Source organism: Moraxella atlantae NBRC 14588, assembly GCF_001591265.1.
GTDB classification, from domain to species: domain Bacteria; phylum Pseudomonadota; class Gammaproteobacteria; order Pseudomonadales; family Moraxellaceae; genus Faucicola; species Faucicola atlantae.
Window position 1 is genome coordinate 37,398 of the sequence record NZ_BCUL01000003.1, and the last position, 26,902, is coordinate 64,299.

Consider the following 26,902-nt stretch of genomic DNA (forward strand, 5'->3'; position numbering starts at 1 on the left):
TTATCTCTTACGTAAAAAAAAATTAAGCAATACAGGTGTGCATGTCACTTGCGTAACGCAAGCCAGTGATTGCATAAAACGTTTGTTTGCACTCAAAAATCTCGCCATCGATCGTGTCGATTTGGCGGTCAATCCGTGCTCGGCGGTAATCGCTTGCACGATAGCGTGCTAGTTTGAGTTCATTGAGCTCACGATTTTTGCCGCTGATAAAATGAATCATTGCTGCAGATACGTGACAAATTTGTTCGGGAGTTAGTGATGTTGTGAGCATCGTGCTTTCCTTTTATGCCGAGTCAGTTGTGCCGCAATTTCAGGTTTTGGCGCAAGGCTCGGGTGTATTTGACTAACGATTTCAACATTGATGTTTGCCACGAACATACAGTCTGGGTTAGTACATGTGCCGACTATTTTTTTGAGTAACGACGTCATCTGCCGATGACTGTGCGTGCGCATTTTGCTATGACAGTGGGGGCATGTGATGTAGGCAGATGTTGTTCGTGGCATAGTTTTATAAAAAAAAATTACATTTTGGTTAGCACGGTAAAAAAGCCGCTTGGCAGCTGGTATTTTACGGTTTGGGTTTTTGTTTGTGCTGGTCTATGCTTGCGGCTATCGACAATGATTGCTTGTGCTTGCTCGATCAGCATCGTGCGCGCGGCGGTCGACTTCTGATCAAGATCGCGTAGACGCATGGCTTCTAAAAATGTGTCGAGCTCGTGTTGGTTGAGATAGACGTGCAAACGATTATCACGAACTTTGTCCCAGTTTTTGTATGTCATTTGACCACCTCCTGCTGCCATGCGTTTAGTGCGGCGGCAAGTGAGTCATCAAGTTCTGTTTTGTAAGCTGCGTCGTGCTGTTGATGCTCGACAAGAATTGTCGTTACGACTGCTTGCAGCGATGTTTGTTGCTGCACTGCTTTGTGCTTCAGATAAGTGTGCATTTGTTCAGGAATGCGCACCGCTAGTGTCTTTGTCATCGTGTTGTCCTGTTTTTACTGCAGGGGGTTTATGTTTGTGTTAAATTGCATGATTAACTGTTAATAACCTAACAATTTAACAAGCTAGCAATTTAACAAGGCTATTTTGACTTAAACAAAAGTTTAAGTCAAGGGGATAGGTTTAAAAAATGTTTAATTTAGGACTTGGTGATCGTTTGGTAGCTGAACGTCGGCGGCTGGGGCTGCATCAAACGCAGGTCAGTGAGCAGTTGGGTGTGAGTGTGGTCACGCTGTCCAACTATGAAAACGGCAAGCGCGTCCCCGACGTTGCTATGCTTGCGGCAATGGCGCAAATCGGCTATGACGTGCGTTATTTGCTCTGGGCAGCGCGTAGTGATGGGCAAGATGGTAGCTTGAGTGATGGCGAGGTACGGTGGCTTGGTCTTTATCAAGCACTGTCTGATGATGATCGCGAGCGTGTGCAGACGATGGTAGAGGCATTGGTGTCGCGATAAATAAAAAACCCCTGCACGTGGCAAGGGCTTGGGTATTGATGTGACGGGCTGATTGGTCGTTACTTGACTGGTCGGTCATACGGATCGATGTAGTCAGACTCAAGTACCGCCATCTCATCGAGCTCGGCGTATGCCCATGCGGTGATGCGAGCAATGTCGGCAAAGATTTGTTCTAAGCTAGTTGTCTCTAGTTTGACCATCGTGCCGTTTGCCGCCAGTGCGCTCAACGCGCATGTATAGCTGTGGATGCGCTGGAGTTCATTTTTTAGATGTTGATTGTTTGTTGTCATGATTAAATCCCTGATTAATAAAATCGCTGATGGCGTGCCATGTTTGCCACGCCGCGGTGATGTCAGCACTGCCCCACAGTTGGTAGCCAAGTAGTACGGCTTGGGCAGCGGCTAGGCTCAGGGCGAAATCCTCTTTTTTGGGGTGGTAGACATAGTCTATCCCCTGTCGCAGTTTGCTGTCGTGTAGTTCGTTGTACAAGATGCTCGGCAGGATTTTACTATACGCAGCTAGGTCAGTCATGTAAATAACAATGCGGCGTTTGCCTGCTAGCTGAGCGCGGCTAATCGGGAGCTTATCCACGGCTGAGCTCCTTTTGGTAATTGGTATAGATATCGTCTATTTGATAGCCGTCTATTGCGCTAAATTGACACATGCAGTGCAAAAATCCGTGCATCCGTTGGCTGCGTTCGGCATTATTCAGGTCGCTGCGTTCGGCGAGTTTGGCTTTGTACTGCTCTATTAGTTGGTTGGCTTGTAGTGTTGTGATGTAGTTCATGCCGCTGCTCCTGTTGATTGTGATTGTATTTGTTTTAGCTCGGCTTGGATGGTGGGTTGGTTTAGATTGATAAGCGCGCGTGCGGCAATGCGGTAGGCAGGGCGTGGTTCACCGTTGCCGTCGATGTCGATTGACCATTCGGATTCGATGGCGACGCGTGTGCCGCCAAATGCAATCATGAGCGCGTCAAATTCGGCGGTGGTGATGTCTGCTAAGGGCAGGATTAAATCCTCTAGCAGCCCTGTCACGCGCTCGTGGGTTAGGTACAGTGTGGGTGAATTGGGGTTAAGTTGGCTGGGGCGATCGCTGAGAAACGCTAATCCTACGTCCTGTGCTAGGGTATTAATGACGCGCCAAAAGGTGGCTTGGCGTGTTTTTGTGGGAGGGGTCAGCGGTGCTGTGGGCGCGGTGAGGCGTGCCAAGATGTCTTTGGGTACGCGCGGCGCGGTTGTCGTCGGTGCTGTGGTTGGTTTGGGTCGGCGTGTGAGCCATGCGCGTGCGCGGCGATTGAATGTGGATAGTGCAAAAGCGGTCATGATGACCTCCTGTACTTTGATTTTCGAAATTTACCCGTTTGGGGTGTCAAGAGGTTCGAAAGCCGAGTACAGTCGGCTGGGATTATTTCCCCGAAGGGTGTTGTATTCTCCGCCCTCTCGACGCAGGGTATTATACCGCTTTTTGCTAGGCAAAAAAACAGGCACAAAAAAGCCGCAAGTCTGTCGGGTGCGGGTTTCCGCTGTACTTTAAAGGTTTCGACACCTCTTAAGATTCATGGTAAAAGAAATTTTTGTGTTTTGCAAGCGGTTTTGTTATATTGTTAGCAATTTAACAAATTAACATTTTAATAGGTTGTATCTTTTGAGGATTGCGTCATGTTGCTGCTGGGCATGTTGGTGTGGGTGCTGGTTATCCCTGCGTTAGCAATTATGGCTTTTGCTGCGCCTGCGCGGTTAAATATACGCTCGCCTAAAAACCCAACGGGACGGTTTGCGCGTAAGCCCGTGCTATGGGGATTGGCGATTGCATGGCTGCTGCTGCCTGTGTTGCTGGTGCAGCTTGACCTTGTGGCGCGTGAGTCGATAAACCAGCCGACGGCTCACCTTGCGGCAACTGCCAATCCTGCACCAGCACCAGCACCAGCTGTTACTACGTCGCCTACTACCGCAATGCCGCCTGTGTCCCCTGCTGAGCCTGTCCCTACACGCGTGACTGAGAAAGATTTTGGCGTCACGGCGGATGAGTTTGGGCAACGTATCGCGCAAAAAACGGCTGAGCTTACGGGTGAGAATGTGCGTTGGCATAAGGGCGATTTTGCCCCCAATGCGGCAGGAAATGTGCACACAGCGGCGTTGCAAGAGAACGTGCTCATGAATGTAGCGATGACCGATGATGATAAGGTTAAAAGCGTGTCTTGCGTCTATACGGGTGATAAGCAACAGGATGATACTGCTGAGCAGATGTTGGTGTTGTCGGGGTTGGTGGCGCGTTCGTTAAATCCTACGCTGTCTAATGATGCAGCGGTGCAGCCGCTGATGGATATTACCAAATCGGCATTTGCTGAGTATCAGCAAGGCGGAAAAGCTATCGAGCGTTCAACCACGGCTGGGCAAGTGCGCTATACCGTGCGCATGGGTACTGGGTTATCTTTTATATTTACGCCAGTGTAAGGATAAATAATGCGGATTTTGGTAGCAGTGTTGATGATGGGTTTAACAGCTGGGGCGCAAGCACGGGTGAAATGCAGCCAATTTGCAACGCAAGCTGAGGCACAAGCGTATATGCAAAAGCACGGGGCGCGGTACCTTGACCGCGACCATGATGGTATTGCTTGTGAGCATTTGACTGGGGGTAAGCAAAAAGCGGCAAAGCTATCTAAGCGGCGCGCGTCAAAGACCGTTCAGCCCAGCGTCGTGCGCACGGTAAATAATCCTATGGGGCGTTGATTTTGCTGTCAGCGTTGCGCGGCAGTAGCGTGTATGCCTCATTGCTTGCTTGGTTGTCCCCCACAAAATTGTGGGGGATTTTTTTTGCAAATATTTTGCATTTTGATGCTTGCTTTATGTCTTTTAAAGTCATATAATAAACACATCAAGCATGATGCTTGGTACTTGTAAGTTTAATTTTATCAACGCCCATCGGGCAGGAGTATCAACATGTTAAATACCCAATCTATCAACACTGCTATCACTACCCTTGGTTTTGAGCTTGAATTATCTGACAAAGCCACTCGCATAAACGCCATCAACCCCCATGCTGTCCAAAACTGGGTCGATGACATCAAAGATGAATTTAAAGACGCTCTTTTGTCAAACCAAAACGCCCAGCAAGCCATCGCTGACATCGAAACATTGCTTGCCGAACAGCAAACGCTAACAGTCGGCGTATCATCTGCCGAACTCAAACAAGTCTATGAAATGCTAAAAAACCGTCAGTTGCACCCAGCGGGCGAATTTGATAACGCAGGTCGTTTTTATCTTGAAGATTATGAGCTGGTTGACGTACGCGCCCCAAGCGCAAAATACCCATTTAGTCAAATGAACGCTGGTCGCACCAGCAAGTTTGTCAAAGCAATGGCTGAAAAATACAAAGTCCAGACGCTTGATCAGCTTATTTCATTGTTTCGCAAAGCTAAATAAGGTGCGGCTATGAAATTTAAAACATTAGCTCGCGAATGGCTTGACGAAGTCCACACAAAACAGGTCAAAGATAGTACGTCTCTTAACGTGGGTGGCGAGGTCTCTCGCCACCTTTTTAAACGAATTGGCGACTTGGATATCATTGAGATTACTCCCAAAATTCTGCTAGATATCTTGTTGGAAATTAGCACTCATTCACCGCATTTGGCAAAGCGGCTCTGCCAACGACTTAATGCAATTTTTGTGTATGCAGGCATCATGGGGTATATCGATAGCAACCCAGCCTATCGTCTTAGTGCTTTTTTGCCAAAAAATAAAGTTAGGCATCATAATCACATTAGCGATGCCGCGCAGTTGTCGCAATTACTAAAAGATGTAGATAAAGAGCGCGGTATTAGCCTCGCCACCAAGTCGGCATTTTGGGTGCTTGTCTATACGTCAACGCGTCGCAGTGAGACGTGTCTTGCTTTGCGCAGCGAGTTTGACTTACCAAATCGAATTTGGCGCATACCTGCTGATCGCACAAAAACTGGCAATGCGCACACTGTCACGTTATCTGAGCAAGTCATTACCATCTTGAGCAAAGAATTTGCACGTGTACCTCAATCGCCTTGGGCATTTACCTCGCCACACACCAAGGCTGGCTTTAAGCATATTGATCCGTGGTCACCTTACTATCTTTTGGTAAAGTTGGGCTATCAAGGCAAACAAACGTTGCATGGCTTTCGCCATATTTTTAGCACGCATATGCACAACCTCGGAAAAAATAGTGACGCCGTAGAGTTGTCACTTGGTCACGTTATTCCCGGCGTCAAGGGGGTGTACAATCATGCTCAAATGTTCGATCAACGATTTGATATTATGCAAAACTGGGCGAATTACATCGATAGTCTGCGAGGTGTATCGTGATTTATGCTAAACTATTTGCAATAATCAATTATTGCGAAATTCTTATGTATATAATCAGTATTAACAATCATGTCGTCAAACAAACTGACAACCCCAACATTGCTTGGGCAAATTATCGTTCCTTTGCACGCGACCAAATTAATAAATCTGCCAACGTTACTATCAGCAAAGACGGCGCAATCTTACATCAAAAAGATGCTGATAAACTTTTGCTGGAAGATATTAACGTTGTGACTACCAACGACTTGTTCAATCTTGTGCTTGCTACGCTTAATTTTGATTCTAAGCGTTTGAAAAAGTTAGTTGCCGACAGTGATCTGTCTATTTCTAACAGTCGAATAGACGGCTGGACAAGAAAAATTGACGACCGTCGCTATGTAGATATGCACAACGATGAACTAGCGGCAATCCTTGAGCTACTGCTGACGGATTTACAGACAAGCATCAAGTCCCCTGCTAACATTGCTAAAATGCGCAAAAAACTTGGTTTAACCCAGGCCCAACTAGCCCAAGAACTAGGTCTCAAATCTGGCTTTAGACAAGTTGCTCGCTGGGAAGCTGGTGAGCAAGAGATGCCAGATGTGCGATGGAAAAAATTACAAGGTTTGATAAAATAATGCTTGCTTTATGTCTTTAAAAGTCATATTATAAACACATCAAGCACGATGCTTGTTACTTAAAAAAAATTAATTGCTTCCAACGCCCATCGGGCAGGAGTTAGTTATGAGTTTAGAAGAGGAAAAGGTGATGGCTGAAATCGAAAAAATCAAAGCTGAAACGGCAAGATTAATGATCGAAGCCGAAAAGCTTAGAGCTGAAACGCTAAAACTGCAAAAAGAAACCAAGCTGCAACCTTGGCTGCCTATTATCTTAGCTAGCGTTGCAATTATCGTCGCATTGATAAAATAACTACAATCGTTTAAAAAAAATATCGGGGCAACTGCTCCGATATTTTTTGTCTATAACATTTTGCTTCTGCAATCTTGCACAGCAAAAAAAATCCCGTGTTGTCGATGACAGGACAGGGTAGCTAGAAACGTTATTACCAGTGCTCGGCTCGTTATTACCAGTGCTCGGCTCGTTATTACCAGTGCTTAGGTCATTATTAGGGTAGCTAGAAACGTTATTACCAGTGCTTGCACCTGCCAAAGTTTGGTCATTACCTGCTAAGCTGTTGCAATGGCATGGGTTGTTTGGGTGCTGAAAACCGACACACGATGAGATCGGCAGGCTTATTTGCGTAACGCTTATTACACCTCACCCAAACGCGTGCATTATATCATTTTTTGGTGGTACCCGTGATGGTTTTAGCGATTGTTGGATTGGTTTTCGGGTCGGCAGGTTTGTCGCCGAACTGCTTGCCGATGGTTGCGACGAGATCTAGCTGAGTGGTCAAGCCGCTGTTTTTGCTATAGCTGTGGGTGGCTTTATCCACCGTCCATCTGAGTGCGTCGAGCTCGGCTTTGTAGCCTTGCAAGATGATAGGGGCTTCAGTGGTGATAGCAGGATAGGCATACGCGCAGTTAATCGATAGCTTGGCTTGCTCGCCTTCGATGCGTTTTTTTTCGGCCATTGCTGCGGCGGTGGCGGTGGTTTTGTCTTTGTGGTTTCCTTTGAGTTTTTTGGCAGTTTTGCCGCCTTGATCGGTTTCAACGGTGACGCGCTTGGCGGTATTTTTGTCGTGATAACTGGCTTGCACGTTGTCCACGTCGGCTTGGCGGTCTTCAATGCTAAAACGAAACTGGTCGCCCGTCTGCCGTGTGATGGTGGTGAGCGTCAGTGGTAGCCCTGTCACGCTGATGTTGGCATAGGGTTTAAAAATCAGCAGTTTGCCGTGCTTGATATTGACTGCCGCGCCAAACAGCCAACATAGTCGCGTGAGCAAATGCAAGTCAGACTCGTCGGTTTGGTCAATATGCCCGACATTGATAACTGCCAAGTCAGCAGTGATGGACAGCTGTAGTTCGTGGCGTTGTGCAATCTGTTGCGCGATGTCGCCCAGCGTTTTGTTGTGATAGCTCTGGCTGCGCCCTGCTTTCAGACTGCGCTTCATGTCTGCCGATTTGGCTTTGATGGTGAGAGTGTCGGGCGTACCGCTCCACTCAATGCTATCGACGATGTAGCTGCCCATGTCGTGTATGCCTGCGTCGATGTAGCCCAGCCAACATTGCAGCGTGACACCGCGCTTAGGCATGGCAAGTTTGCCGTCGTGGTCGTCAAGCGTCAGTGATAGCTCGTCCGCGTCACCTGTTTTGTTGTCGGTGATGGTTAGCGAGATGATACGCGCCATCACCATGTCATTGAGCGGCTTGTCGTCAGCAGTCAGGCGGATAATTGGCGTGCGAAGCATTAATCATCCCTTTTTTTTATCTCTTTGTAGACGTCATATATATCTTTTAACTTAAATATACTCACACCGAGTATAAAAAATACGCCCAATAAAATAATATTGCCCATAGGCGCACTCCCGAAATCACCTAAATCTATGTTGATAAAATTCATCATATACTACCTGTTCTAAGTGGTTTAATTTTTTGGTTTGTTTTACAAGCCAGTGTAACTGGTGTTAAAAACAAGTACCAAATTTCATATCACCTAGTTTGATACAGGTCGCTTATGCCGATTAGGGGGTGTTCCAACCCTTTTATTAATTCGTATTTGGAATATCTGGTGGCTTGTCCGCTTGGATGCGGTTGTCGTCAATACGGGTTAGTTTGAGTGTGCCGTCGATTTTTTGAGGTACGCCTTGGATGGTTAGATAATTGCGCGTCTCGTCAATGCTGTCGATAGCAAACACGCCGTAAATATAGCCTGTGCCATCGATGAGCACATAGCCTGCGCCTGTGTCCGCCATCTCGGATAGATCGTCAATGGATTGGCGGTTGCCAAAGCCGTGGGCTTGGTAGATAACAAAGGGGATGCTGATGGTCTCCTCACCTACCCCTGTGAATTGATAGCGGTCGCGGCCTTGTGCGACGGCGTTGCTGGCATAGCTCCACGCGCGGTTACGCTGGAGCTGGTCAAACGTCAGGGTGTCTGTCGAAAATACAAATTGTCCTAAGGCTAAAATCATCTACCACGTCTCGGGAAGGTCATACAAGGCGGTGTTTTGGGGTGCGCGTGCTTTGGCAACTTCCGCGGCAACCAGCTGGGCGATGTCCTGCGCAGATTGGTTGGGCGTGGCATACACGTTGATGGTGATTGGGGCTGCGGTGACGGGCTGCTGGGCGGCTAGGCTTGCGCTAATCGGGGCGCGGCTGTCAAAGCGGATAGCCGATGTGTCGAGCGCGTCACGCATGGCGGTGCTGGTGCTCAAGATAGCAGCGACGGGCGACTGGTTGGCAATAAGGCCGTTGTGCAAGCCCTGCATGATATTGTCACCAAACCCGAAAAACACACGGCTGGGTGAATGGATGCCCATCATCCCTGCAAACGCCGATTTGACCTGCGCGGCGGCGGTTTGGATGCTGGCAACGACGCTTTGGACACGGCTTGCGATGCCGTTGCGCAAACCGTCCATGATTTGTCCACCCATGGCTGACATTCGGGCAGGCAGTCCTGCTAAAAATGACATAAAGCGGCTAGGTAGGCTGGCAACATAAGCGACGGCTTGACCGCCGTGGGCGACAACCATGGCTGCAAATGTACCGATGGCGTTACCCACGGCGGATAGTGCCCACGCCAATCCGCCCACCAGTCCTGCAACGGCTTGCGTGATTAGGCTGACGATTGAGCCAAGTACCTGCCCAAAGGCGCGTCCTGCGTTGGCAGTGGAGTTGAGCTGGGTTTGGGTGAATTGTGCTGGGGTAATCAACCACATAAACGCCCCTGCCAGTTGTTGTAAGCCTGCGACAATCATGTCAAAAACAGCGCGCAATGGCGCAAACGCTTGGCTTAATATCCCCCACAACTGCATAAGTGTGGCTTGCACGGGTGCAACACCTGCTAAAAATCCCTGCCACAATCCGCTAAAAAACGCCTTGATGGGCTGCCAATAGTGATAAATCAGCAATGCCGCGACAGCGATGGCGGCAATTGCTGCACCGATGGGCGTGGCAATCAGTGCACGTGCGATGCTAAGCAGCCCCGTGCGTAAGACTGCAAATGCGCCTCGCGCAATGTTGGCAAGGCTGCTGATGCTGGGCGCAAGGCTGGCTAGGCGGCTGCCAATACTAGCAAAAATGCCAAGGTTTGCCCGTGCCAAAATGCCAATGTTGGTAATAAGCAGCCGCAATGTAATCAGCGGCATCAGCACTGTGCCGATGGTGATGCCGAGTGTGCCGAACACCACCAATCCACCCGCGATAGCCATCAGTCCTACCCCGATGGCACGGGTTAGATTTGGGTAACGCTCCATAATAGCTGTCATGCCCTGTAGGGCTTGGGTGGCGGTCTGTATCGCGCCTGTATACGCTGGTAGCACCGCTGTGCCAAACGCAAGGTATGCGTCATGTAGCTTGGCGCGTGCATCAAGCTCTTGCCCGACAGCGGTGTTGCGTGCTTTGGCATCTAACGCGTCGATGTTGTCCGCGCCTTCGTTGAGACGCGCGTTTTTGTGAATTTGCGCTCGCTGCATGTACATTTGCGAAAATAGGTTGGCCGCGGTGCGGTTGGAGAAGATACTGCCAATTGCGTCCATCACATCACGCTCTTCGGTGATGCCTTTGGCGTTGATAGCTGGGATTAAGACCTGCTCCATCCACGCAAATTGGTTGTCGCGGAATAGCTCGGCATTTTTGATAGCACCGATATCTAAAAATGCCAGCTGTCCAGCTTTGTCTTCCTTCACTTTGCTGCGATCGCCAATGAGATCAAATTTTTGCAGGTTGCCCAGCGCGCGTTTGGTTGTGCGACCTTGGTACAAGTTTTGGTATGCCGACATGAGGGCTGTACCTGTGCGATGGCCGCCCATCTCCTGCACCATTGGCTCAAGCATATAATAAAACGCCTTGTTGTCCATTAATTTGGCGGCAACACCGCCTGTTTTGATGGTGTTGAGCCACTCCTCGGCTTGGACGCGGCCGCCTGTGGCGGTGATGACTTGCTGAATGATGTTGGCTTGCTCTTTAAATGCGGCTTGGCTTTTGAGCCCGTTGCGCATTTCGATGACTTTGAGCATGTCCATGAATTTTTTTTCGTTTTCTGCGCCGTGTTCGTTGCCATACATCGCTTGATTGGCAAATTTCATTTTAGACAGCATGGGTGCTGCCCATTCTGCGTGATGTTCGTCAGCAAAAACGGTCATCGCATCGCGCATAAGTTCAAGATTTTCGGTTGTCGATGTGCCATAGGTTGTCATTGCCTTGGCAAACTTAATGGAGTCTTTGGTGGCTTTGTCGCCCAAGCCCAATGATGCAACGCGCGTCATCTCTGTTTGGTAGCGTTTTGCCTCGTTCATCGGCTTAGATAACGCGTAACCCAGCCCCATGCCCGATGCCAACGCGCCATAGCCGCTACTGCGCATGTCAGCGGCTTTATTGCGTGCGTTTTGGGCTTGGTTTTGGGCGCGATTGAGGGCGTTTTGGGTGTCTCGCAAGCGGTTGAGGGCGGCGCGTTGGCGGTCGATGTCTGCGGTGGCACGTGCAATGCGGCTTTGTAATTGTGCTTGCGATTGTCCAAAGCGTTGGGTGTTAAAGCCTGCCTGTTGCAATGCTTGCCCTAGCTGCGACATTTGGGCGCGGTAGCTGGCTTGGCGTGCATTGAGCTGGGCTAGCTGGTTTTGTAGCCGCTGTAGGCTGGCTTGTTGGCGTTTGGTTGGGTTGTCGGTGGCGGCAATCGCTGCCGCCAGTGTGCGCTCGGCTTCGGCAACTTGTTTGATTTTGGCTTGTAGTTCGCGCAGGTTGCCGCCAATCTTGGTGAGTTTGGCGGCCTTGTCCAGTGTAGATTGCATTTGCTGCACGGACTTTTGTGCCGCTGCCATGTCTTGCTGCATGCGCTTGGCTTGCTGTGAGATGGCCGACAGCGGTTTGCTGATGGCATCGGTGAGACGGAGCGTGGCTGATAAGTCAAGATTGGCTGCCATATGTGCGCTTATTTTTTAACTTGTGAGCGTTCGCGTGCTTTGTCATGCCATGTCATGAGTTCGTCAAGCGGCATGGCATGGCAGGTATCTGGTGTCCAATGGAATACGACGGCTAGATCGGCGATGATATCATCGATGCTGTCGGGGAGCGATCGCTCGGACTGGCGAAAAAATTGACCACCGCCGTGCATAGTTTGGTCATGTCAGACAGGTCTAAGTCGGCAACGTCGCGCTCTGTTAGGGCTGGGCTGCTCACACGCGGAATTAGTTTAATCATGGCATTGACATCAATTTGCATGACTTCTGCCAGAGATAGTCCGCGCAGGTCGCCTGTTTTTGGTTTGCGGATGGTGATGGTGTCAATGCTGGTGTCACCGCGCGTGATGGGGTTATCAAGGGTGACGCTGTCGCTATCGGGGTGTTGTAGATCAAGCATGTTATAGTCCTAACAGATTGTTAATTTGGCTGGTTTTATCAACACCGCCGACGATATAGACGCCATTTACGACGTCAATTTCTAGCAGCTGTACACCGTCATCAACGATGCGCAAATAAGTGACGGTGTATTCAATTTCTTGTTCGTTGATGTTGCCCAACTCCATTTCGCCCAGTTTAAGGCTGGTGGCAGAGCCGCGCATATAGACTTCGCGGACAACGTGTTCGCAGATGTCTTGGCGTTCATACGCACCGACATAACGGATCGGCAGGTCATTGACGCTGCACTTAGATAGCTGCGCGATGTGACGGCTATCGACGCCTGTGTAAGTGATAGTGCATTTCATTTGCTCAAAACCAACATCGAGAGCGATTTCGCCAATCATCCCTGCGGCGCGGTAGTCCTCAGTTTTTTTGGTGATTTCGGGCAGCTCGATGGTTTTGGCTGTGCCTGCGTAGCTGTCACCATCGACAAAAACATTAAAGTTTTTGAGGGTGGCTGGTAGTTGTTTTGCCATAAGATATCCTTTTAGCGTTAAGCGGTTTGGGCAATCAGTTTGCTAAAATCAACCAAATAACGGTCGGTGATGCGCTGATTTAAGTATAGGTTCTCGAGCGTCGGCACGGGTGTGTAGTCGTAGTCAATGTAGAGTAAGCCTTGGGCTAGGTCTGCGGTGTTGTTCCATTCTTCGTTGTACCAGCATGACGCGCCAATCAGCCAGCCTCTGGCGACAAATGCGCGTAACTTGGCGTTGATGGAGTCGATGATGTCGCGCACCAAAATCGGCGTAAGGGGCTTGTCGATGAAGGGAAAACAGCCCTCAATGATGGTGTCAAGCAAAAATTGCGCGGTACGGGTGACGGTCTCAAACGCAAAGCGCGGGTCGTCTGAGGTGGTGCGGTTGCCCCAAAATCTAAAGCCTTCGTGCTGAATAAGGCTGGTAACTTCATGGCTGTTGAGATAACCAACTTCGGTGTTGGGGTCTTCGATGTCCCATGTACGTGGGAGTGCAATGCCATCTACTGATGCGATGGCAACGTTTGAGATAGATTTGGTGAATGACGCAGGGTTGGTTTCGTCAATCAATGCGCGGAGCGCGAGGGCGGTTGCGATGGTTGGGGTCATGGGAAGCTCCTAAATACTATATATAAAAGCGGATAGATCCGTCAGAATTGACAGAGCCGGTAGAGTCCTGCGAAGAAACCTCAGGTTTGTATTTACTAAATTCGGGTATGTATTTAATCTCAATTAAATGATTCGGTTTACCCTGAATATATGTTTTTACCCTGCCATTTTCGAGTTCAAACACGCACATATAACCACCTTCGCCCTCGAAACCATCGCGCCCCTGCACTAGTTTGATGTCTGTATCGGCAATGAACCCATAGTTATACGCCCCAGATATCTTGTTGCGTACATCAATACCGTCCACCTTAAAATATTCATAAATTGTCGGATTGGCGACATTTTCGGCAATAAAATAATCATTAGAATTATCAGGGTCTATAGCCGAAAACATTGGAGGATAAATGGAACCCACATCAACTGGGGTTAAAACTTCCCCCAAAAAAGGCAAAGGCGCACCCACGGGCTGACCCCATTCGTTCTCAATCAAATGCAGTTCACGCGCGCCAAACTGGTCACGATACGCGGCAATCTTGGCTAAATCAGTAATCAGCGTGCCGTCATCACGACGTGGCGACGCATAGACAAACGCGCGGCGACGCTGGGCAATGCTAACCAGTTTGTGTACGATCGCAGGTGTGTCAATCAGTGGTGCGCCCAAAATTTTGGGTGTAACACCAAGTCGCGTTTGACACGTTAAAAGCTCGTCCAGCACATCAACGTCGGCGGCATCAGTGACGCGTAAAACAACGACAGTCGGATTGTAGATATCGCGAATCGCTTGCAGGCTTGCAGATAGTGTGCCTCGCTGACCTGCTTTTACCAAATGGTCTTTGGTTATACCTGTGAGCAAGACAGGAGTATCGGCTGGGTACATAATGGGGTCTGCATCAACACTGGTTGCGACCAGTCCTATCACGCTGATGTTGGCGTTGCGCATGGGCATTAAGCCTTGGGTAAGTTCTTGCGCGGTAATGCCGTGATGAAAGTTTGCCATGGTGGTGTCCTTAGCTATATGTTATGTAAAAATCCCAAGGTTTGGTTTTGATTTGCTGACGCTTGCTAAAACCATTAATCTTAATCACAAATTGTTGTGCGCTGTATTCGCTAACTGAGTATGTGTTGCCGCTGCCATCTGTGACGCTGACATCGCTTGCGGTCTGGTGGGCATAGCGTGGGATGTAAATATTATTCAAATCTGCGTCGCTCTCAAAGACGGGTTCGTCATTTGCCGATTCCGCCCCTGAATCAAACAACGTCCCTTCAAACCACGTGCCGTGTATGTCTGACGTGTAGTTAAAATTGGGCAATGTCGTATCAAGCAATATCAAATCTGCTGTGCATTCCGTGCCCTTCTTAATCGTTCTACCGCCTGCAAATGTGGTTTCTAAATAGTAAGGCTGACAGTCGGTATAACATGCTTGTAGATGCGCTGTACCCGTCACACGTTGAACAACTGGTGGCACAGGCTCACTTGGTGTGGCAGGCACGGGTCTATCGCGCGTGATATTTAGCGTAGCGGCGTTACTTTGGTCAAACTTAACGCTATAGCTAAAGTAAGATGGCAAGTCTGAATAGACGTCATGTCTGTCTTGCGCATCCCCCGAATCGTCAAGCTGATAATGCGCGATTTTATACTCACCTGCTGTCAGGTTTTTAGCGTTCAAGCTATCTTGTGTTTCATACCACGTTATATACGACTGTAATTTTCCGCTGCTGTCATTGATACTGAGGTTTGATAGCTCAACCTTGCCATTGATATTGCTTGGAATAACCAACCATAGCTCAGCACCTTCATCGGCATAGATGTCAAGCGATGAGTCTTGTGCACTTGTATTGCGCCACTGCAAGATGAGTGGCACGCTATTGATGGTAGGCGCAGGCTCGGCAACCTCCACCGTCGCACTGGCGGCGATATTCGGATAATCAACAAACGCCAAACTAACTGTCGATTTGCCGTAGCCCGTTTGCTTGTAAACATGCTGCACGCTATTGCCGTTAAAATGCACGTGTACGTCTTGTGCCGCGCCGCCATTGACAACCTGTGATAGCGTGACATCATCCGCGCCGCCAACGCGTGTCATGGTAAATGTAATAGTGCCGTCGCTGTTATTGACGCTGGCTGTGATGCCGTATTGTGGGTCTCCCCAATCATCACTCATGCGCTGCCAAAATGCCACCACATGATAATCCGTGCCGCCTGCTTTGTTGATTGCGCCAAACTCATTGCCCATTGTCTTAACTGCGCCATCATGCGCGCCAATGGTGCTAAAACCTGCCAATACTTTGCCTTGAGCAAAGCGTTGCCATTTACCATAGCGCAAATCAGCTGCCACTTCGTCGCCATTTTCGTAGTGCTTGGCGGTGGTCAAAATACCGCCCACGGGGATGCCCTCAAACGCATCGGTTTTACGCAAAAAATGCTCATCCACCCACGCTTGGGTAGCAGTAACAACATGCGTATCGACAACAAGTTGGACATTGGGGTTGTCCAGCTGAACAAACACTTTGATGCGGTAATCAACTGCTGCGGAATTATCGTCATTTGGCTTTTGCACCATAGGTAAATTGCCTACCCAAATTAGTGTGCCGCTATCGTCAATCAAGCCGAGCTCACGGATGGCAAATCCGCCAACTTCAAGGGGCACAATGCAGGTGATAGCGTATTGACGCTCATTGATACGCACGACAGACTCGACGCGGCCTTGATAGCGTTTTGATACCAGCGTTTGTTTACCCAGTCTTTGGCTAAAATCAACATCAACCCCCTGCCCGACGACAAATTCGGTGATGTTTACCGATCCGCCTGTGTTTGCGGCGGCGGCGATTTTGGAGGCACCAAGATTGGTTAGCAATAAGCGATAATCAGGCATTAGACTAACTCGCGGTCTGATAGCACATAACGCTCATCAATCAGGCGCAGCTCTAGGTAGCGTTTTTCGCCTGCTTTGATGGGCAGTGGGTAGCTTGCGTTGAAGTATTCTTCAGGGGCTTGCTGGGCGGTAGCAATATCAGTAATAACACGCTTGGCAACGTGAATTTCAATGTTTAATTCAGCTCCGTTGGTGTTATCAAGCGTAAAAATTAGGCTGTCTTGGTGTGTACGTAGCAAGCCATCATTGACAACTAGCACGGCATTGCCGCTGTGGTTTGCGCCATCGATGCGGATAAAATTGGGCAGGGTGATTTGCCCGTCCTCAACAAACTCGATGAGATAAAATGGCTTGGCATCGGCAAGCGGCAGGTTAAGTGTAACGCCTTGCGGCTGGCATAGGTTTGGCATACAAATTCCTTAGGCTATTTAAATGGCTATATTAGGTGCTGATGGTGATTTCTACGCCCACGACGGTGGCAGCGTATGCGCATAAACTGGCGATGGGGCTGTAACCGATGTAAACGTCGTAGTGAGCGGATAACCGCTTAACCGCGTCAATCACGGCGCGGATTTGTAAAATGCTATCAGCAATGACGCCTTTGGTGGGGCGTACTTCGATACTAAATGTCCCTGCGCGACCGTGTGGTTCTTTTTCAAACCACTCGATCACGCTGGTGTCGTAGCTCATTGCCGCCAATGCACGTTTGACAGCACCCAGCGTGCCTTTGCGTTCGTGCACCCACAGGCTATTTTTGATGACAGCACGTTTGACTTCATCTGTCCAGTTATCATTCCATTCATCGACACTCCACGCAAATGCCAAAAATGGCAGCAGGCTATCAGGCGCGTTGTCTATGTCCCAGATATTGGCAAACGGTACGGGGATCGGCTCAAGCTTGGCAGTAATAGTAGCAAGCGCATGTTCAAGCGGCTTGCTGTTGGCAGGCAGCAGGCTCTGGTGGCGCGTCGCAAGACTGGGCTGTGTGGGGTCGGCATGAATAAGAGCAACCATTAAGTGCCCTCCGAACGCGCGGTGATGTTAGCATTGGTGCAACGCGCAACCTCGCCGATATTGACGATGATGTCGCTAGCAGGCTCAATAAGTTCTATACGGCTCACGCCTGTAACATCTAACGCACCGATAATTCGACTGGTGGCGACACGGCTGTTGGGCTTAAAGTTTTCGTTAAGATACGCGCGTAGCGCGGTTAAACCATTCTGCAAAATCAAGTTTGGGCTAATGCCGTTCTTGACATACACGACTGCTTCAATGCGATAGTCGTGCGCGGTGGCGGCATGCACACGTACGAGATCAGTCAAAGGGCGCACGTCGTCCGCGATCAAGGTCTGATAAACGGCAGTCACGGCAGCATCAGACACACCGACGGGTTGATCAGCTTGCGCCAGTACGTCGCCTTTTATTTGCCCTGCCAAATAGACATCAACCTCGGTTGGGGCTGGGCTGTGTACGGTGACATTATGCACCTCTGGACTGGCTGATAGGGCGTGAAACTCATAGCTACCTGCTGATCCTGCACGGGTCAAGGCTTCGATGGACAGGCTTAGGCGGTAGCGGTAGTCGTCGTCGGATTCGTAAACCGCGGCGGTGGGCGGTATAGCAGTTGGGTTGGCGGCTTGGATAAGTTTGCGCTCAAGGCGGTAATAAGTAACGCCAATGTGGTCAAGGTCGCCGCCTGAGGCGAATGCCAACATAAGGGCGCGTGCTTTGCGGTTGATTTCGCTGATTTTGAGCACATAGCGGTATGCTAGCACCTCTAAAATTTTGTTGATGGGTTCACTTTCTAGCGTTAAAGCCTGTTGAATGGGGTGATCATCGGCAAAGTAAGCGGCGAACTCAGCGCGCAAACGGGTGACCTCGGTTTCAAAGTCGATGGGTTCAATCGCATTGGGTAGCGGCAACCCTGTTAAATTAATAGCGTGGTAAACACTCATGCTGCGCCCCTTACGAGGGTCAAGGAAGTGGGCAAGCGCGTGTTATCCGCGCGGCGCAAATCAAGCAAGACGTTCCAACCGTGGTTGCCTGTTGCGTTAGTGCCGTCGGGATTGGTTGAGAGCTGGACTTGGCGCACTTTGACGCGAGGCTCCCATCTTACCAATGCGGTGGCAATAGCGGACATGATTTTGAGCTTGGTCGCGGTGTTGGCAGGTTGGTCAATCAAAAACGGCAATAGGCTGCCGTATTCACGACGCAAGATGCGGCTGCCAATGGGAGTCATCAGAATATCGTAAATCGACTGACGCAGATGATCGTCAGGCTGTAGTAACGCGCCTGTGGTGCGACTCATACCCATGGCAAACTGGATATCCATCAACGCGGTGCTCCTGTGCTATCCGAACCACCTTTGACACCGCCATGACGGTGGTTTTGTAGGCTAATGCTGCCAGCGACGATGTCGCCATCGGCGTGGATGTTGCCGTTTACTTGCAAGTCGCCTGTGATGAGGACGGTGCTGTCCAAAATGGTGTTATTGATAGTCAAATGCAGTTTGCTGCCGCGTGTGTCGATTTTGAGCATGTCGCGGTCGTTGTAACGCACGAATATTTCGCTGGGGTCAGTGCTGGGGCTGGGCATTTGGTTGCTATACAGACTGACAACTGGGACAGCATTGGCAAGCTCGCCCGACGGACTGACGAGTAAAAACTGCTCTCCCACGGACGGGCAACGCCACACGCTAACCTGCCCTGCGGCAAGCGCAGGGATGGGTAGCCAGTCGGTTTCATTGTCCCCGACGGCTAGGCGCATGGTTTGGTCGCTGGGATTGACAGCGAACACTGTGCCGATTGTGGCGATGTTGTGGAGTTTGCGCTGGTAGTCTGCGTTCATAGTGATACCCAATGGTTAGGCAAATTGTGACAATAACGCGCGCGGCATTAAATAGATGTGATACCGCAAACGCGCGTTTGCGGTATTTTGATTTTTGGCAAGTGTGGGTTAGCCGTGATTGGTGATGATGAGCTCTTTGCCGTTGTTGGCATTACTGATTTGGTTTTTACCCAAACACCAGCGGATTTGTCGATCGGTGATGATAAAGTCGGCAAACAGTGCGCGCGTTTCGGGTAAGTCGTTGATGGATAGAATAAATTTGCCTTTGAGGTTTAGTAGCAAATCGCGCAGGCGCACGAAGTCATCACGACTAAAAAAGTCTTTGCCGTAGTAGTCCTCGGTCGCAAAATACGGTGGGTCAAGATAAAACATCACGTCGGCGCGGTCATAACGGGGGATAAGCTCGTGGTAGCTTAAATTTTCGATATTGACGTGTTGTAGGCGGTCGTGTACGGCAGCAAGACGTGTGCGGACTTGCTTGGCGATGTCTAGGCGTGTGCGGTTGTTGCTGACGGGGATGTAGTGCTGGTCAGCGACTTTGTTGCCAAATGCAAGCTTTAGCGTGTAGTAAAAACGCACGGCACGTTGTAGGTCAGTGAGCGTTGCTGGATCTTGGGCTTTGAGCCAGTTGAACCAATCACGGCTTATTGGGGTGGCTTGTAGCTCGATAACCAGTGCGTCAAAGTGAAATTTGACGACGCGGTAAAAATTGACCAATTCACCGTTGATGTCGTTGATGGTTTCATACTGGCTGGGCGTTTTTTTAAACAACACCCATGCTGCGCCTGCGAACACTTCAACATAGTGCGCGTGCTCTGGCATTTGTTCGATAATGGTTTTGGCAAGTTTGTGTTTGCCGCCAATCCAGCCGCTAAAGCTGTTGCCGCTGGGATTGTAAACTGGGCGTAAAAGTTGCGTCATGGCATCCTCGTGGGTAGTGGCGTTCGGGACGCTCAAGACAAGGACGCTCGATGGCGTTCGGGTTAATTGACGCGGTTAGCGTCAGTTGATTTAAGGTTTTACAGCGTGGACATTTAACGGCGACCACAGCCTCACCAGCGATGCGAAACAGCAGTTTCGCACACGCATTGCAACGATAATCTTGCATAGTCAGCCTTGTGCTAAAAAGTTGCGAATCTCGCGTATTATAAGCTGTTCGTCGGCTGGACTAAAGCCCACGGTTTCGCGCACGGGGTAATTGACGGCACGGGTGTTGGGCGATGGCTGGGCGGTCAGCCCGTATTGGTGGACGGACATGACACGCGCAGTACGTCCGCTAAAGCCTACCTCGGCATGGGTGGACGAGTAGGCAGTTTTAATCATGCGCGGCAATCGCTGGAACATCGCGCCGCGGCGGATGGCGCGGTGATGGTCGCGCTTACGGGGGACAAAGTGACCGCCGTCGGGGTTTTGCTGAGCGCGGATGCGTTGGGTCATGCTGCGCTTAAGTTTGGTGGCGATGCGCTGCATGAGTTTGCGCTTTTGTGCGTCGTCGAGGTTCAGGTCGATGCGGTGTAGCCATTCGACGAGTTCGGCGTAGTCATTCATGTTATGGGCGCAATGATGGTGTTGGCAATGTACGCCCCTACCTCGTCTGACCAAACCAGCTCAGGGCAAACGCTGGTTGTGCCGTCGTCTAGTATGTTGAGCTTGTCAGACAAAAGCAGGTCAATTTGTAAGTCGTAGCTCTCAAGGTCTATCACGTCGCAATCAAACATCAGTTGTGGGACGCTCATGGCATGGTGTTCGAACCATTTGCGGATAAAACCAAGTACGTCAAACGGCTGCTGTAACCGACAATCTAGCAGGTAAAATCGCGCGGTATAGGCGATAGTTTGGCTGGAGTCGGGCAGATCGCCGTTTAGGATTTGCAGCTGAACCTTGCTTGGGGTCAGCTCGTCAAATCGATCGATGAGGTCGTTGCGCAGGTTAAAAAGGTATTTCATTGTTCATAAACGACGTTCGGGGTAAAATCAAAAACAAAATCAAAAACAGCGGGGTCAGTAATTGGTTCAATCGCGACATTGCCTATAGTACCATCATGCGGAATAGCACGGAAAACGGCAGCATCGTTACCAAAATTACCGCTAAAAATCATTTGTTGATGGTTGTCTAGGTTGCTAATCTTAACGCGATTTGTCTCAAGTTGGACTGCAATAGGGTCGATGGCTTTATAAACCATCGGCAACGTTATATTTCTTCGAGCATGACTATCCCATATCATTATAAAGTTAGGATCAAATGTAATTTGAAGGTTGCGTTTATCAGCAGCAACGATAGGGTCGCCATTCATTTTATAGTCAGCAGGAACTAATTCAAGTGTAAGAGTCTGTCGGTCATAGAGGCAGTAAAACCTAAAAGTCCGAACATCAGATTTAAGTTTAACAGTATAACCACCTGAATGTAGACCGTTGCCATCCCAAGTGTGTAGGTATTTTTCCTCTGTACAATTTACCAACTCATCCCAAATAACACCGCTGTTATCAGAGCTAGAAGTGTTATTGTCTGAGCTAGAGTCGTCCTCGTTAGAGTTACCCATATTAGAGCCATCCAACTCAGCGATAAAATGCCCATCAATCTGCGACAATACCAACACCATCACTGCCCCTGCCCCCACCTGCTGGCGAACCACGCGCGGCAAATGGCTCTCCAACGGCTCAGCGGCATAAGCCAGTTTTGCCGCTTCGCGCGTGCCGATATACAACGCCAAGTCAAATGCTCCACCATCGCGATTGTCAATATCTAAAAACACGCGGTCATCTGCCGTGCGTAACAATGCGTCATTCAGAACCAGCTGCACAAGACCGTTGTTGTCCTTGCCGTTGATTTTGATGTGGTTGAGCATAGCAACTTGACCATTGATGACGGTTTCAAGCGGATAAAAACCGACGGTGGGGGTGACATCAATTGCTAACGTGCGTCCAATAGGCTGTAACATGATTTGACCTCGATGGGTGGTTGTGGAAAATTGCACGAGTAAAAACTAGTGCGCGGCAAAACGACGGTATGCGTCGGCTAGTTTTTTGTCATACTGATTAGTTTTGTAGCCTGCACCATTATAACGGTAGGCAAAGGTTGCCCAATCGTGGCGTTGCAGCTCATCAACCAGTTTATTTGTCTTGATAAAACGGCACATCGCGTCCAGTTGGCTCGCCTCGTCACGATACATCGCATTGACAAATGCCTGTAGCGAAGGATAGCCCAAGTTGCGCCAGTGGTAGCCCATGATTTGACCCAAGCCCCAGCTACATGCCTCCAGCGCGGACTCGCGGTGATATTGGGACGCGGCATTGAGGCGGTCGGGCTGTATCGCGCTGCTGCCGTATTTGCGACTGCCCCATTTGGGATAGCACAGGTCTGGGCGGTTTTGCATAACTGTGTTACGAGTTTTAGTCAGCCCTTTTTGAGTCAATAGTCGGTAAAAAATATGCGGCTCAAACAAAATCACGGGCTTGCCATCGCTGTAAAAACCGCTGCCGCTGGTCTCAACGCTAATTACTGCCTGCAGCGCGGCACGCTCAACGCCGATTGAGTCGGCGCAGGTCTGGATTTGCGCAAGGATGAGCTTTTTGTTCGCTGGGGTTGCCATTAGCAGTCCTTAAAAATCTTTTGTAGGCGCAGGTTGAACAAGTTGCGCTTGTAAGCGCGGCGTTGTTTTTGCAGTAAATGCCACATCAGCAGCATGGCGGTGGTCAGAGCGACAAATCCAAGACGGATAAACAACAGATGCGGCGGCATGGCTGCCCATAATTGCCATGTCTCGTATGTCATATAGACGTTACAAACCAACGCAAACAGCAGGCAACTACGCAAGCCCCACCAAGACACACTGTCGTGCCCACGGGTTTTGAGTAAAAACCAGACGAGACTGGCGGCTGATAGCAGCATTAGAGTAAATATAACTTTAATCATTTATCCACCCCCAGCACTTTGGCAACCCATTCGGGCAAAAGCTCTTTGATGCGCGCGGAATTTAAAACAGCGATCGCAAGGCGCAAAATAAAATAACCACCAACCGCCCATAAAAAACTGACCAACACGACCAAATCCTCAGAACTGTTGAGCCGCCCCATCAACTCAAGCGATCCTCGAGTAAAAAATAACCCTGCGCCAAACCCCAGCAGCACATGCCCAACGCTGGTAGCCGATGGGGGGAATTTTCTGTCCTCGCCAAATGCCAAATAACTGCCTAGCGCACCAATAACCGTGGCAATCAGCATGGACAGTGTGACGGGCGCAAGCTCGGGATGCAAAACGGGGGCGGCAAACGCCACACTACTGCATAACCAAAGCGACGCGGTGATGCTCCAGCCCAGCAAATAGCCCACAGTATCTAAAATAACGGTTGGTTTGATGGTCATGGTCAGTCCCAAATCTTAATTTGCGGTTGCACGCTGCCGACAGCTGCGGTAAACGGTAAAACGACGGTAGCACGCATAGGTAGCAGAGCGTGGGGTGCGTGATCGGGATTAAGTTCAACCAATTCAGGTAAATACCGCCCCGACTCACTACCGAAAAATCGATAGGCGATGCGATCTAGCGTGTCAAATTGCTGCGCCTGTGTGGTGCGCAAAATACTCATGCTCTGCCCTCACAACAGGCGTACGCGGTTGCGCGTGCGTCCCGTTAAGTCCGCCAAACAATGGCTAACAATGCGGCGCAAGCGGTCTGATTTGGTGCGCTCATTGTTTGCACGTGTATAGCCTTGTCCAATGGTGTCAAAGTCAGCATGTTCATCACACATCAATGCCGCCGCCTCATTCATAACAGCGCGCACATAGGTGCGCCGCCATGTCGGGTTTTGGTGGTATAAAAAGCCAGTGTCGCTCGTAGCTGTGCAGGCGACGGCTGGAAGAGAGCTTTGAGGCGTACGCGCTTGCAAACGGTGGTGATGGCTAACCTGCGCTGGGGCGTGCTCCCAAACGCAAGTGGGTGTGACGGCAGCGACGTGAACAAACAGCCCTGCTGAAGCTAGCTCGCCATTGATGGTGTCGTAGGCGTCACGGATATAGCCGACGATGCGCGCTGTGCCTAGGGATTTATCGACGCGCATCAGATCGATTAGATCGGCGGTGCTCATCGACGGGTACTGGTCGATGGGATTTGGCACGATGTGACTGTCGATTTGTTGATTGATGAGCATACGTTATCCAAATGGCGGTAGTCGGCATTGAGTTGCGATGGAGCGATGAGTCACCGCCAGCAAGCCTTGCCGAGCCGCCAACCCGCGGGTGGGGTTTATTCGCTTGCCTTGAGTTTGGCAAGATCAGTTTTGCAACCTGCGCCATCGTCCAGCATGATGGCACGTTCGTAGGCTTTGATAGCCTCTTTGGGTTTATCATCGCGCAAGGCATTGCCGTAGGCGCGGTAAAGCTTGGCGCGCACGGGGTCTGGCATATCGTGCGCGTTGGTGATATCAACGGCACGCGCGAGGGTATCTGTGTACGTGGCCGCGCTATCAGATCGTTTGATAATTTCGCTAGCAAACTGCTCGGCATACACGGTCGCCACGTCACGGCTAAACGGCTCGGGCATTGCCATGTTATTGAGCAGGGCAAATTCGGCGATATCTGTAGCGGTGCTAAAGTCGTGTGTGTCAAGTGCCCACACCATAAGCTTCAACAACATATCGTTTTGTGCGCCAACACCTGCTGCCAGCGTGCCTTCAATCCACGGCTTATAAAACGGCAAGAACTCGGCTTTAAGCTGATTTTTTTTGCTGTGCGACTGGATGCCTGACAGCTGCTCCCAGTCATTGAAAAATTTAAGCTCAATGGAGCTACCTATTTCGGGTTCGGCATCGATGACTGGGGCGGTCTGACGGGTCATAGTCGTACCCATGGGTCGGGAATTGGCTTGGCGAGCCAGTTTTTCGGCTCGCACACGCTCGAAATGGTCGCGTAAACTGCTCATTAGCCCTCCACCTCGATGTGACCGATGAACGCGACTTTGTCGTAGTCTTCGACGACGAAGCACTCATTGACCGATTGATAATCGGCGGTGCGATTCCATTCGGGTTCGTCGCGGAAGAAGCGTCGCAGCGTGCCGCGCTGTTGATAAATCGACAAGTTGTCGTAGCTGGTAATCAGCAATGCGCCTGTTGGGAAATACGCAGGGGTATCGACTTTGCGTGTACCCAACTGGGTTTTTTGATACAAACCGTTGGCGGCAATTTGTTCAGTGGGGCTAAGCACTTGATTGATAAGGCTCAGGTATTTATCAGACACCAATCCAGCGGAGGTGATGGCAATCAAATCAGTATTTTGGCGGAAACGCTCGGCGATAAGCTCATTGACTGCCATTTCGACCAGTGCGTCGATAGTTTTAAATTCATGAACAGCACCGACCTTGATGCTCTCGATGTAGCGTTCGGGCGCGTGGTCGCGGATTTTTTGCAACCAGCCGATATTCACGTCTTGTAGCTCGGGGTATAGCTCTTTGTTGCTGGTTTTGGCACGGTGCGTACCATTAAATCCGATGATTTGCTTATCCTGCGCCACAGCTTTGACGGCGAGGCGCGCTAAGCGTTGCTGGAAATCAGAGAACGCACCCCAGTTGTCGATGACTGCCCAGTCATACGCGACATCGTAGTTAGTTTGGGTGCATAAATAATCGTCGTCGGTCAGTGTACCGATGGTGGTAGGGCGACGCGGCTGAATACGGGTGTCGGTATTGCTGGCAATACGCTTGTCGTTGCCGAGGGCAAGCTTTGGGCCTGAGGCTTGTTTGACCATGACCATGTTTACTTTGCTCAAAAAGTCGGCTTCTTTTTGGTAGGCTTCGATCAAGGTTTGCTGTTTGGCTGGGGTTACGTTGAAGGGAGCGGCAAAGCTTTCAGCACCGTTGATGGTGGCAACGCGATTTTTGTAGGCGTCTAAGCCTTGGCGAGTAATATCGTCTAAAACGTACATGACATGTCCTTTTAAAAACCAAATCAGTAATCGGTTAGCGCGTGACCTGAGCCCACGAGCGGCACTGATGTAGTGGGAGCTGGTGCATTGGCAAATTCTTGGCGTAAGTCGGTGACGGCTTGGCTAAGCGTTTGCACGGCGGCGGCAATTTCGGTCAGCTGTGACTGATGGTTGCTGACTTTATCGTCCATTTTGCTAAATGCGCTGAGCACTGCATCCTGCTCAGCTGCGCTTAGGCCGCTAGGTTTTTTGTTAAACAAGTTGGCAAGCTTTTGCAAAAACGTGTCAGAGTCCTGCACGGGCTGAGGTTCGTGCGCGGCAGGTTGAGTGGTCAGCGCGGTTGGCTCGGTGGCGGTAGACGTGGCTGGTGCATTAGCGGCATTGTCGATAGTCATCAAAACAAGCTCCGTGGGTTCGGCGATGAGTGCATCTTGGGTATTGGTGAATTTAAGCGGCTCTGTACCGCGACTGGCTGGGGTGTCAGTAACGGCAAGCCCAACAAGATAAGCGCGGCCTGTGTCAGCAAACTTTGGGTAAAACTCAATGCTTGTAAACAGTTTTTTGCCTTCGCGGTTGGCATCGACGAGCACGGGCAGCGCAGATAGCGTGGCGTACAAGCACATAAGCTGCGTGTCCACGCCGTTAATTTCAAACGTCTCAATCTGAGCATCGACAGCAATAACATCACCGAGCACAGGATAGTTTGTCGCCCCAAGCCCTGCCCAACCCCCCATGTGCTCAACGTTGATACGCGCGGTATATTCAACGGGGTCATACGTGTCTGCCATATCAAGCAGTTGTTCACGCGACAATGAGCGTCCATCCACCGTCTGCCCCTCACGGGCGACGCGGAAGCGTTTGACAACACGTTTACCTGCTAAATCCATAATTAATTCTCGTT

42 protein-coding genes are annotated in these 26,902 nt (G+C 50.1%); 7 read left to right on the forward strand and 35 right to left on the reverse strand.

All coding sequences use genetic code 11. From position 1 onward, the window contains the following. Nucleotides 1-22: 22 nt before the first annotated feature. From MA2_RS02880 to MA2_RS02890, 4 genes are read right to left on the reverse strand one after another with little or no spacing between them, the layout of a single operon-like run. Nucleotides 23-271 (reverse strand): hypothetical protein, encoded by a 249-nt coding sequence (locus tag MA2_RS02880; RefSeq protein ID WP_143821814.1) that lies wholly within the window; start codon nt 269-271, stop codon nt 23-25. Then, nucleotides 253-504, reverse strand: coding sequence for an ogr/Delta-like zinc finger family protein (locus MA2_RS11525; protein WP_079352126.1), 252 nt, complete (start codon nt 502-504; stop codon nt 253-255). The genes MA2_RS02880 and MA2_RS11525 overlap by 19 nt, the downstream gene beginning before the upstream one ends. Nucleotides 505-521: 17 nt before the next feature. Further along, nucleotides 522-779: a hypothetical protein gene (locus tag MA2_RS02885; protein ID WP_079352125.1), complete on the reverse strand. Its 258-nt coding sequence runs from the start codon at nt 777-779 to the stop codon at nt 522-524. Further along, nucleotides 776-979, reverse strand: a complete 204-nt coding sequence (locus MA2_RS02890) for a hypothetical protein (RefSeq protein ID WP_067056276.1) — start codon at nt 977-979, stop codon at nt 776-778. The genes MA2_RS02885 and MA2_RS02890 overlap by 4 nt, the downstream gene beginning before the upstream one ends. 149 nt (nt 980-1,128) lie before the next feature. Between MA2_RS02890 and MA2_RS02895 the strand changes: the two genes are divergently transcribed. Continuing rightward, nucleotides 1,129-1,455: a helix-turn-helix domain-containing protein gene (locus MA2_RS02895; protein WP_067056279.1), complete on the forward strand. Its 327-nt coding sequence runs from the start codon at nt 1,129-1,131 to the stop codon at nt 1,453-1,455. A 59-nt stretch (nt 1,456-1,514) separates the two neighbouring features. Here MA2_RS02895 and MA2_RS02900 read toward each other — a convergent pair whose 3' ends face one another. The 4 genes from MA2_RS02900 to MA2_RS02915 are packed head-to-tail and all read right to left on the reverse strand — an operon-like array spanning nt 1,515 to nt 2,778. Beyond that, the gene (locus MA2_RS02900; RefSeq protein WP_067056282.1) at nt 1,515-1,745 is read right to left on the reverse strand and encodes a hypothetical protein; all 231 of its coding nucleotides are present in this window, start codon (nt 1,743-1,745) and stop codon (nt 1,515-1,517) included. After that, a complete protein-coding gene (locus tag MA2_RS02905) occupies nt 1,714-2,046 on the reverse strand; it encodes a hypothetical protein (RefSeq protein WP_067056285.1) in 333 nt (110 codons plus the stop codon). Before MA2_RS02905 ends, MA2_RS02900 begins: the two co-directional genes overlap by 32 nt. Next, nucleotides 2,039-2,242 carry a hypothetical protein gene (locus MA2_RS02910; RefSeq protein ID WP_067056286.1) on the reverse strand — a complete coding sequence of 68 codons (204 nt, stop codon included), beginning with the start codon at nt 2,240-2,242 and terminating at the stop codon, nt 2,039-2,041. Before MA2_RS02910 ends, MA2_RS02905 begins: the two co-directional genes overlap by 8 nt. Then, nucleotides 2,239-2,778, reverse strand: a complete 540-nt coding sequence (locus tag MA2_RS02915) for a hypothetical protein (protein ID WP_067056289.1) — start codon at nt 2,776-2,778, stop codon at nt 2,239-2,241. The genes MA2_RS02910 and MA2_RS02915 overlap by 4 nt, the downstream gene beginning before the upstream one ends. 336 nt (nt 2,779-3,114) lie before the next feature. Here MA2_RS02915 and MA2_RS02920 point away from each other — a divergent pair, with 336 nt between their 5' ends. The 6 genes from MA2_RS02920 (at nt 3,115) to MA2_RS02945 (ending at nt 6,696) form a co-directional block, all read left to right on the forward strand. Next, nucleotides 3,115-3,909, forward strand: coding sequence for a hypothetical protein (locus MA2_RS02920; RefSeq protein WP_067056292.1), 795 nt, complete (start codon nt 3,115-3,117; stop codon nt 3,907-3,909). A gap of 9 nt (nt 3,910-3,918) precedes the next feature. Continuing rightward, the gene (locus tag MA2_RS02925; protein ID WP_067056295.1) at nt 3,919-4,185 is read left to right on the forward strand and encodes an excalibur calcium-binding domain-containing protein; all 267 of its coding nucleotides are present in this window, start codon (nt 3,919-3,921) and stop codon (nt 4,183-4,185) included. Nucleotides 4,186-4,395: 210 nt separating this feature from the next. Then, nucleotides 4,396-4,878, forward strand: a complete 483-nt coding sequence (locus MA2_RS02930; protein ID WP_067056299.1) for a hypothetical protein — start codon at nt 4,396-4,398, stop codon at nt 4,876-4,878. A gap of 9 nt (nt 4,879-4,887) precedes the next feature. Next, entirely contained in the window at nt 4,888-5,787 is a 900-nt protein-coding gene (locus MA2_RS02935; protein WP_067056302.1) for a tyrosine-type recombinase/integrase, read from the forward strand. 44 nt (nt 5,788-5,831) lie between these two features. After that, nucleotides 5,832-6,404, forward strand: a complete 573-nt coding sequence (locus MA2_RS02940; protein WP_067056305.1) for a helix-turn-helix domain-containing protein — start codon at nt 5,832-5,834, stop codon at nt 6,402-6,404. A 106-nt stretch (nt 6,405-6,510) separates the two neighbouring features. Next, entirely contained in the window at nt 6,511-6,696 is a 186-nt protein-coding gene (locus MA2_RS02945) for a hypothetical protein (RefSeq protein ID WP_067056308.1), read from the forward strand. A gap of 370 nt (nt 6,697-7,066) precedes the next feature. Here MA2_RS02945 and MA2_RS02950 read toward each other — a convergent pair whose 3' ends face one another. The 27 genes from MA2_RS02950 to MA2_RS03070 form a co-directional block, all read right to left on the reverse strand. Further along, nucleotides 7,067-8,137 (reverse strand): contractile injection system protein, VgrG/Pvc8 family, encoded by a 1,071-nt coding sequence (locus MA2_RS02950; RefSeq protein WP_079352124.1) that lies wholly within the window; start codon nt 8,135-8,137, stop codon nt 7,067-7,069. Nucleotides 8,138-8,434: 297 nt separating this feature from the next. Further along, complete coding sequence (locus tag MA2_RS02955; RefSeq protein ID WP_067056311.1) at nt 8,435-8,860, reverse strand: phage tail protein; 426 nt, start codon at nt 8,858-8,860, stop codon at nt 8,435-8,437. Continuing rightward, nucleotides 8,861-11,809, reverse strand: a complete 2,949-nt coding sequence (locus MA2_RS02960) for a phage tail tape measure protein (RefSeq protein WP_067056314.1) — start codon at nt 11,807-11,809, stop codon at nt 8,861-8,863. 8 nt (nt 11,810-11,817) lie between these two features. Next, nucleotides 11,818-12,000, reverse strand: coding sequence for a GpE family phage tail protein (locus tag MA2_RS11530; protein ID WP_169795160.1), 183 nt, complete (start codon nt 11,998-12,000; stop codon nt 11,818-11,820). Continuing rightward, complete coding sequence (locus tag MA2_RS02965; protein WP_067056317.1) at nt 11,922-12,245, reverse strand: phage tail assembly protein; 324 nt, start codon at nt 12,243-12,245, stop codon at nt 11,922-11,924. The genes MA2_RS11530 and MA2_RS02965 overlap by 79 nt, the downstream gene beginning before the upstream one ends. Nucleotide 12,246: 1 nt before the next feature. Then, nucleotides 12,247-12,762, reverse strand: a complete 516-nt coding sequence (locus MA2_RS02970) for a phage major tail tube protein (RefSeq protein WP_067056320.1) — start codon at nt 12,760-12,762, stop codon at nt 12,247-12,249. A gap of 17 nt (nt 12,763-12,779) precedes the next feature. Beyond that, entirely contained in the window at nt 12,780-13,370 is a 591-nt protein-coding gene (locus MA2_RS02975; protein WP_067056323.1) for a phage tail sheath C-terminal domain-containing protein, read from the reverse strand. A 16-nt stretch (nt 13,371-13,386) separates the two neighbouring features. Further along, the gene (locus tag MA2_RS02980; RefSeq protein WP_067056326.1) at nt 13,387-14,367 is read right to left on the reverse strand and encodes a phage tail sheath protein; all 981 of its coding nucleotides are present in this window, start codon (nt 14,365-14,367) and stop codon (nt 13,387-13,389) included. A 10-nt stretch (nt 14,368-14,377) separates the two neighbouring features. Beyond that, a complete protein-coding gene (locus tag MA2_RS02985; RefSeq protein ID WP_067056329.1) occupies nt 14,378-16,243 on the reverse strand; it encodes a phage tail-collar fiber domain-containing protein in 1,866 nt (621 codons plus the stop codon). Further along, nucleotides 16,243-16,653, reverse strand: coding sequence for a hypothetical protein (locus MA2_RS02990; RefSeq protein ID WP_067056332.1), 411 nt, complete (start codon nt 16,651-16,653; stop codon nt 16,243-16,245). Before MA2_RS02990 ends, MA2_RS02985 begins: the two co-directional genes overlap by 1 nt. Nucleotides 16,654-16,684: 31 nt before the next feature. Beyond that, nucleotides 16,685-17,257, reverse strand: a complete 573-nt coding sequence (locus MA2_RS02995) for a phage tail protein I (RefSeq protein ID WP_067056335.1) — start codon at nt 17,255-17,257, stop codon at nt 16,685-16,687. After that, complete coding sequence (locus MA2_RS03000; RefSeq protein ID WP_067056338.1) at nt 17,257-18,198, reverse strand: baseplate assembly protein; 942 nt, start codon at nt 18,196-18,198, stop codon at nt 17,257-17,259. Before MA2_RS03000 ends, MA2_RS02995 begins: the two co-directional genes overlap by 1 nt. Continuing rightward, entirely contained in the window at nt 18,195-18,575 is a 381-nt protein-coding gene (locus MA2_RS03005) for a GPW/gp25 family protein (RefSeq protein ID WP_067056341.1), read from the reverse strand. Before MA2_RS03005 ends, MA2_RS03000 begins: the two co-directional genes overlap by 4 nt. Continuing rightward, entirely contained in the window at nt 18,575-19,090 is a 516-nt protein-coding gene (locus tag MA2_RS03010) for a phage baseplate assembly protein V (protein ID WP_067056344.1), read from the reverse strand. The genes MA2_RS03005 and MA2_RS03010 overlap by 1 nt, the downstream gene beginning before the upstream one ends. A gap of 108 nt (nt 19,091-19,198) precedes the next feature. Further along, entirely contained in the window at nt 19,199-20,011 is an 813-nt protein-coding gene (locus tag MA2_RS03015) for a DNA adenine methylase (RefSeq protein ID WP_067056346.1), read from the reverse strand. Continuing rightward, nucleotides 19,962-20,198, reverse strand: coding sequence for a Com family DNA-binding transcriptional regulator (locus tag MA2_RS11535; protein ID WP_079352123.1), 237 nt, complete (start codon nt 20,196-20,198; stop codon nt 19,962-19,964). Before MA2_RS11535 ends, MA2_RS03015 begins: the two co-directional genes overlap by 50 nt. Nucleotides 20,199-20,200: 2 nt before the next feature. Next, on the reverse strand, nt 20,201-20,638 hold the full coding sequence (locus tag MA2_RS03020; RefSeq protein WP_067056349.1) for a phage virion morphogenesis protein: 438 nt from the start codon (nt 20,636-20,638) through the stop codon (nt 20,201-20,203). Next, nucleotides 20,635-21,036 (reverse strand): hypothetical protein, encoded by a 402-nt coding sequence (locus tag MA2_RS03025; RefSeq protein WP_067056352.1) that lies wholly within the window; start codon nt 21,034-21,036, stop codon nt 20,635-20,637. The genes MA2_RS03020 and MA2_RS03025 overlap by 4 nt, the downstream gene beginning before the upstream one ends. Then, nucleotides 21,033-22,028, reverse strand: a complete 996-nt coding sequence (locus MA2_RS03030; RefSeq protein ID WP_067056354.1) for a hypothetical protein — start codon at nt 22,026-22,028, stop codon at nt 21,033-21,035. The genes MA2_RS03025 and MA2_RS03030 overlap by 4 nt, the downstream gene beginning before the upstream one ends. A gap of 45 nt (nt 22,029-22,073) precedes the next feature. Beyond that, nucleotides 22,074-22,679, reverse strand: a complete 606-nt coding sequence (locus tag MA2_RS03035; RefSeq protein WP_067056357.1) for an N-acetylmuramidase family protein — start codon at nt 22,677-22,679, stop codon at nt 22,074-22,076. Continuing rightward, a complete protein-coding gene (locus MA2_RS03040) occupies nt 22,679-23,002 on the reverse strand; it encodes a hypothetical protein (protein ID WP_143821812.1) in 324 nt (107 codons plus the stop codon). The genes MA2_RS03035 and MA2_RS03040 overlap by 1 nt, the downstream gene beginning before the upstream one ends. Beyond that, a complete protein-coding gene (locus MA2_RS03045; protein WP_067056363.1) occupies nt 22,999-23,451 on the reverse strand; it encodes a hypothetical protein in 453 nt (150 codons plus the stop codon). Before MA2_RS03045 ends, MA2_RS03040 begins: the two co-directional genes overlap by 4 nt. A 2-nt stretch (nt 23,452-23,453) precedes the next feature. Beyond that, nucleotides 23,454-23,672 (reverse strand): tail protein X, encoded by a 219-nt coding sequence (locus tag MA2_RS03050; protein ID WP_067056366.1) that lies wholly within the window; start codon nt 23,670-23,672, stop codon nt 23,454-23,456. A 9-nt stretch (nt 23,673-23,681) separates the two neighbouring features. Then, the gene (locus MA2_RS03055) at nt 23,682-24,233 is read right to left on the reverse strand and encodes a head completion/stabilization protein (protein ID WP_067056369.1); all 552 of its coding nucleotides are present in this window, start codon (nt 24,231-24,233) and stop codon (nt 23,682-23,684) included. A gap of 95 nt (nt 24,234-24,328) precedes the next feature. Beyond that, entirely contained in the window at nt 24,329-25,003 is a 675-nt protein-coding gene (gene gpM, locus MA2_RS03060) for a phage terminase small subunit (RefSeq protein ID WP_079352122.1), read from the reverse strand. Then, entirely contained in the window at nt 25,003-26,001 is a 999-nt protein-coding gene (locus MA2_RS03065) for a phage major capsid protein, P2 family (RefSeq protein WP_067056375.1), read from the reverse strand. The genes gpM and MA2_RS03065 overlap by 1 nt, the downstream gene beginning before the upstream one ends. A 23-nt stretch (nt 26,002-26,024) precedes the next feature. Further along, nucleotides 26,025-26,888, reverse strand: coding sequence for a GPO family capsid scaffolding protein (locus tag MA2_RS03070; protein ID WP_067056378.1), 864 nt, complete (start codon nt 26,886-26,888; stop codon nt 26,025-26,027). Nucleotides 26,889-26,902: the final 14 nt, after the last annotated feature.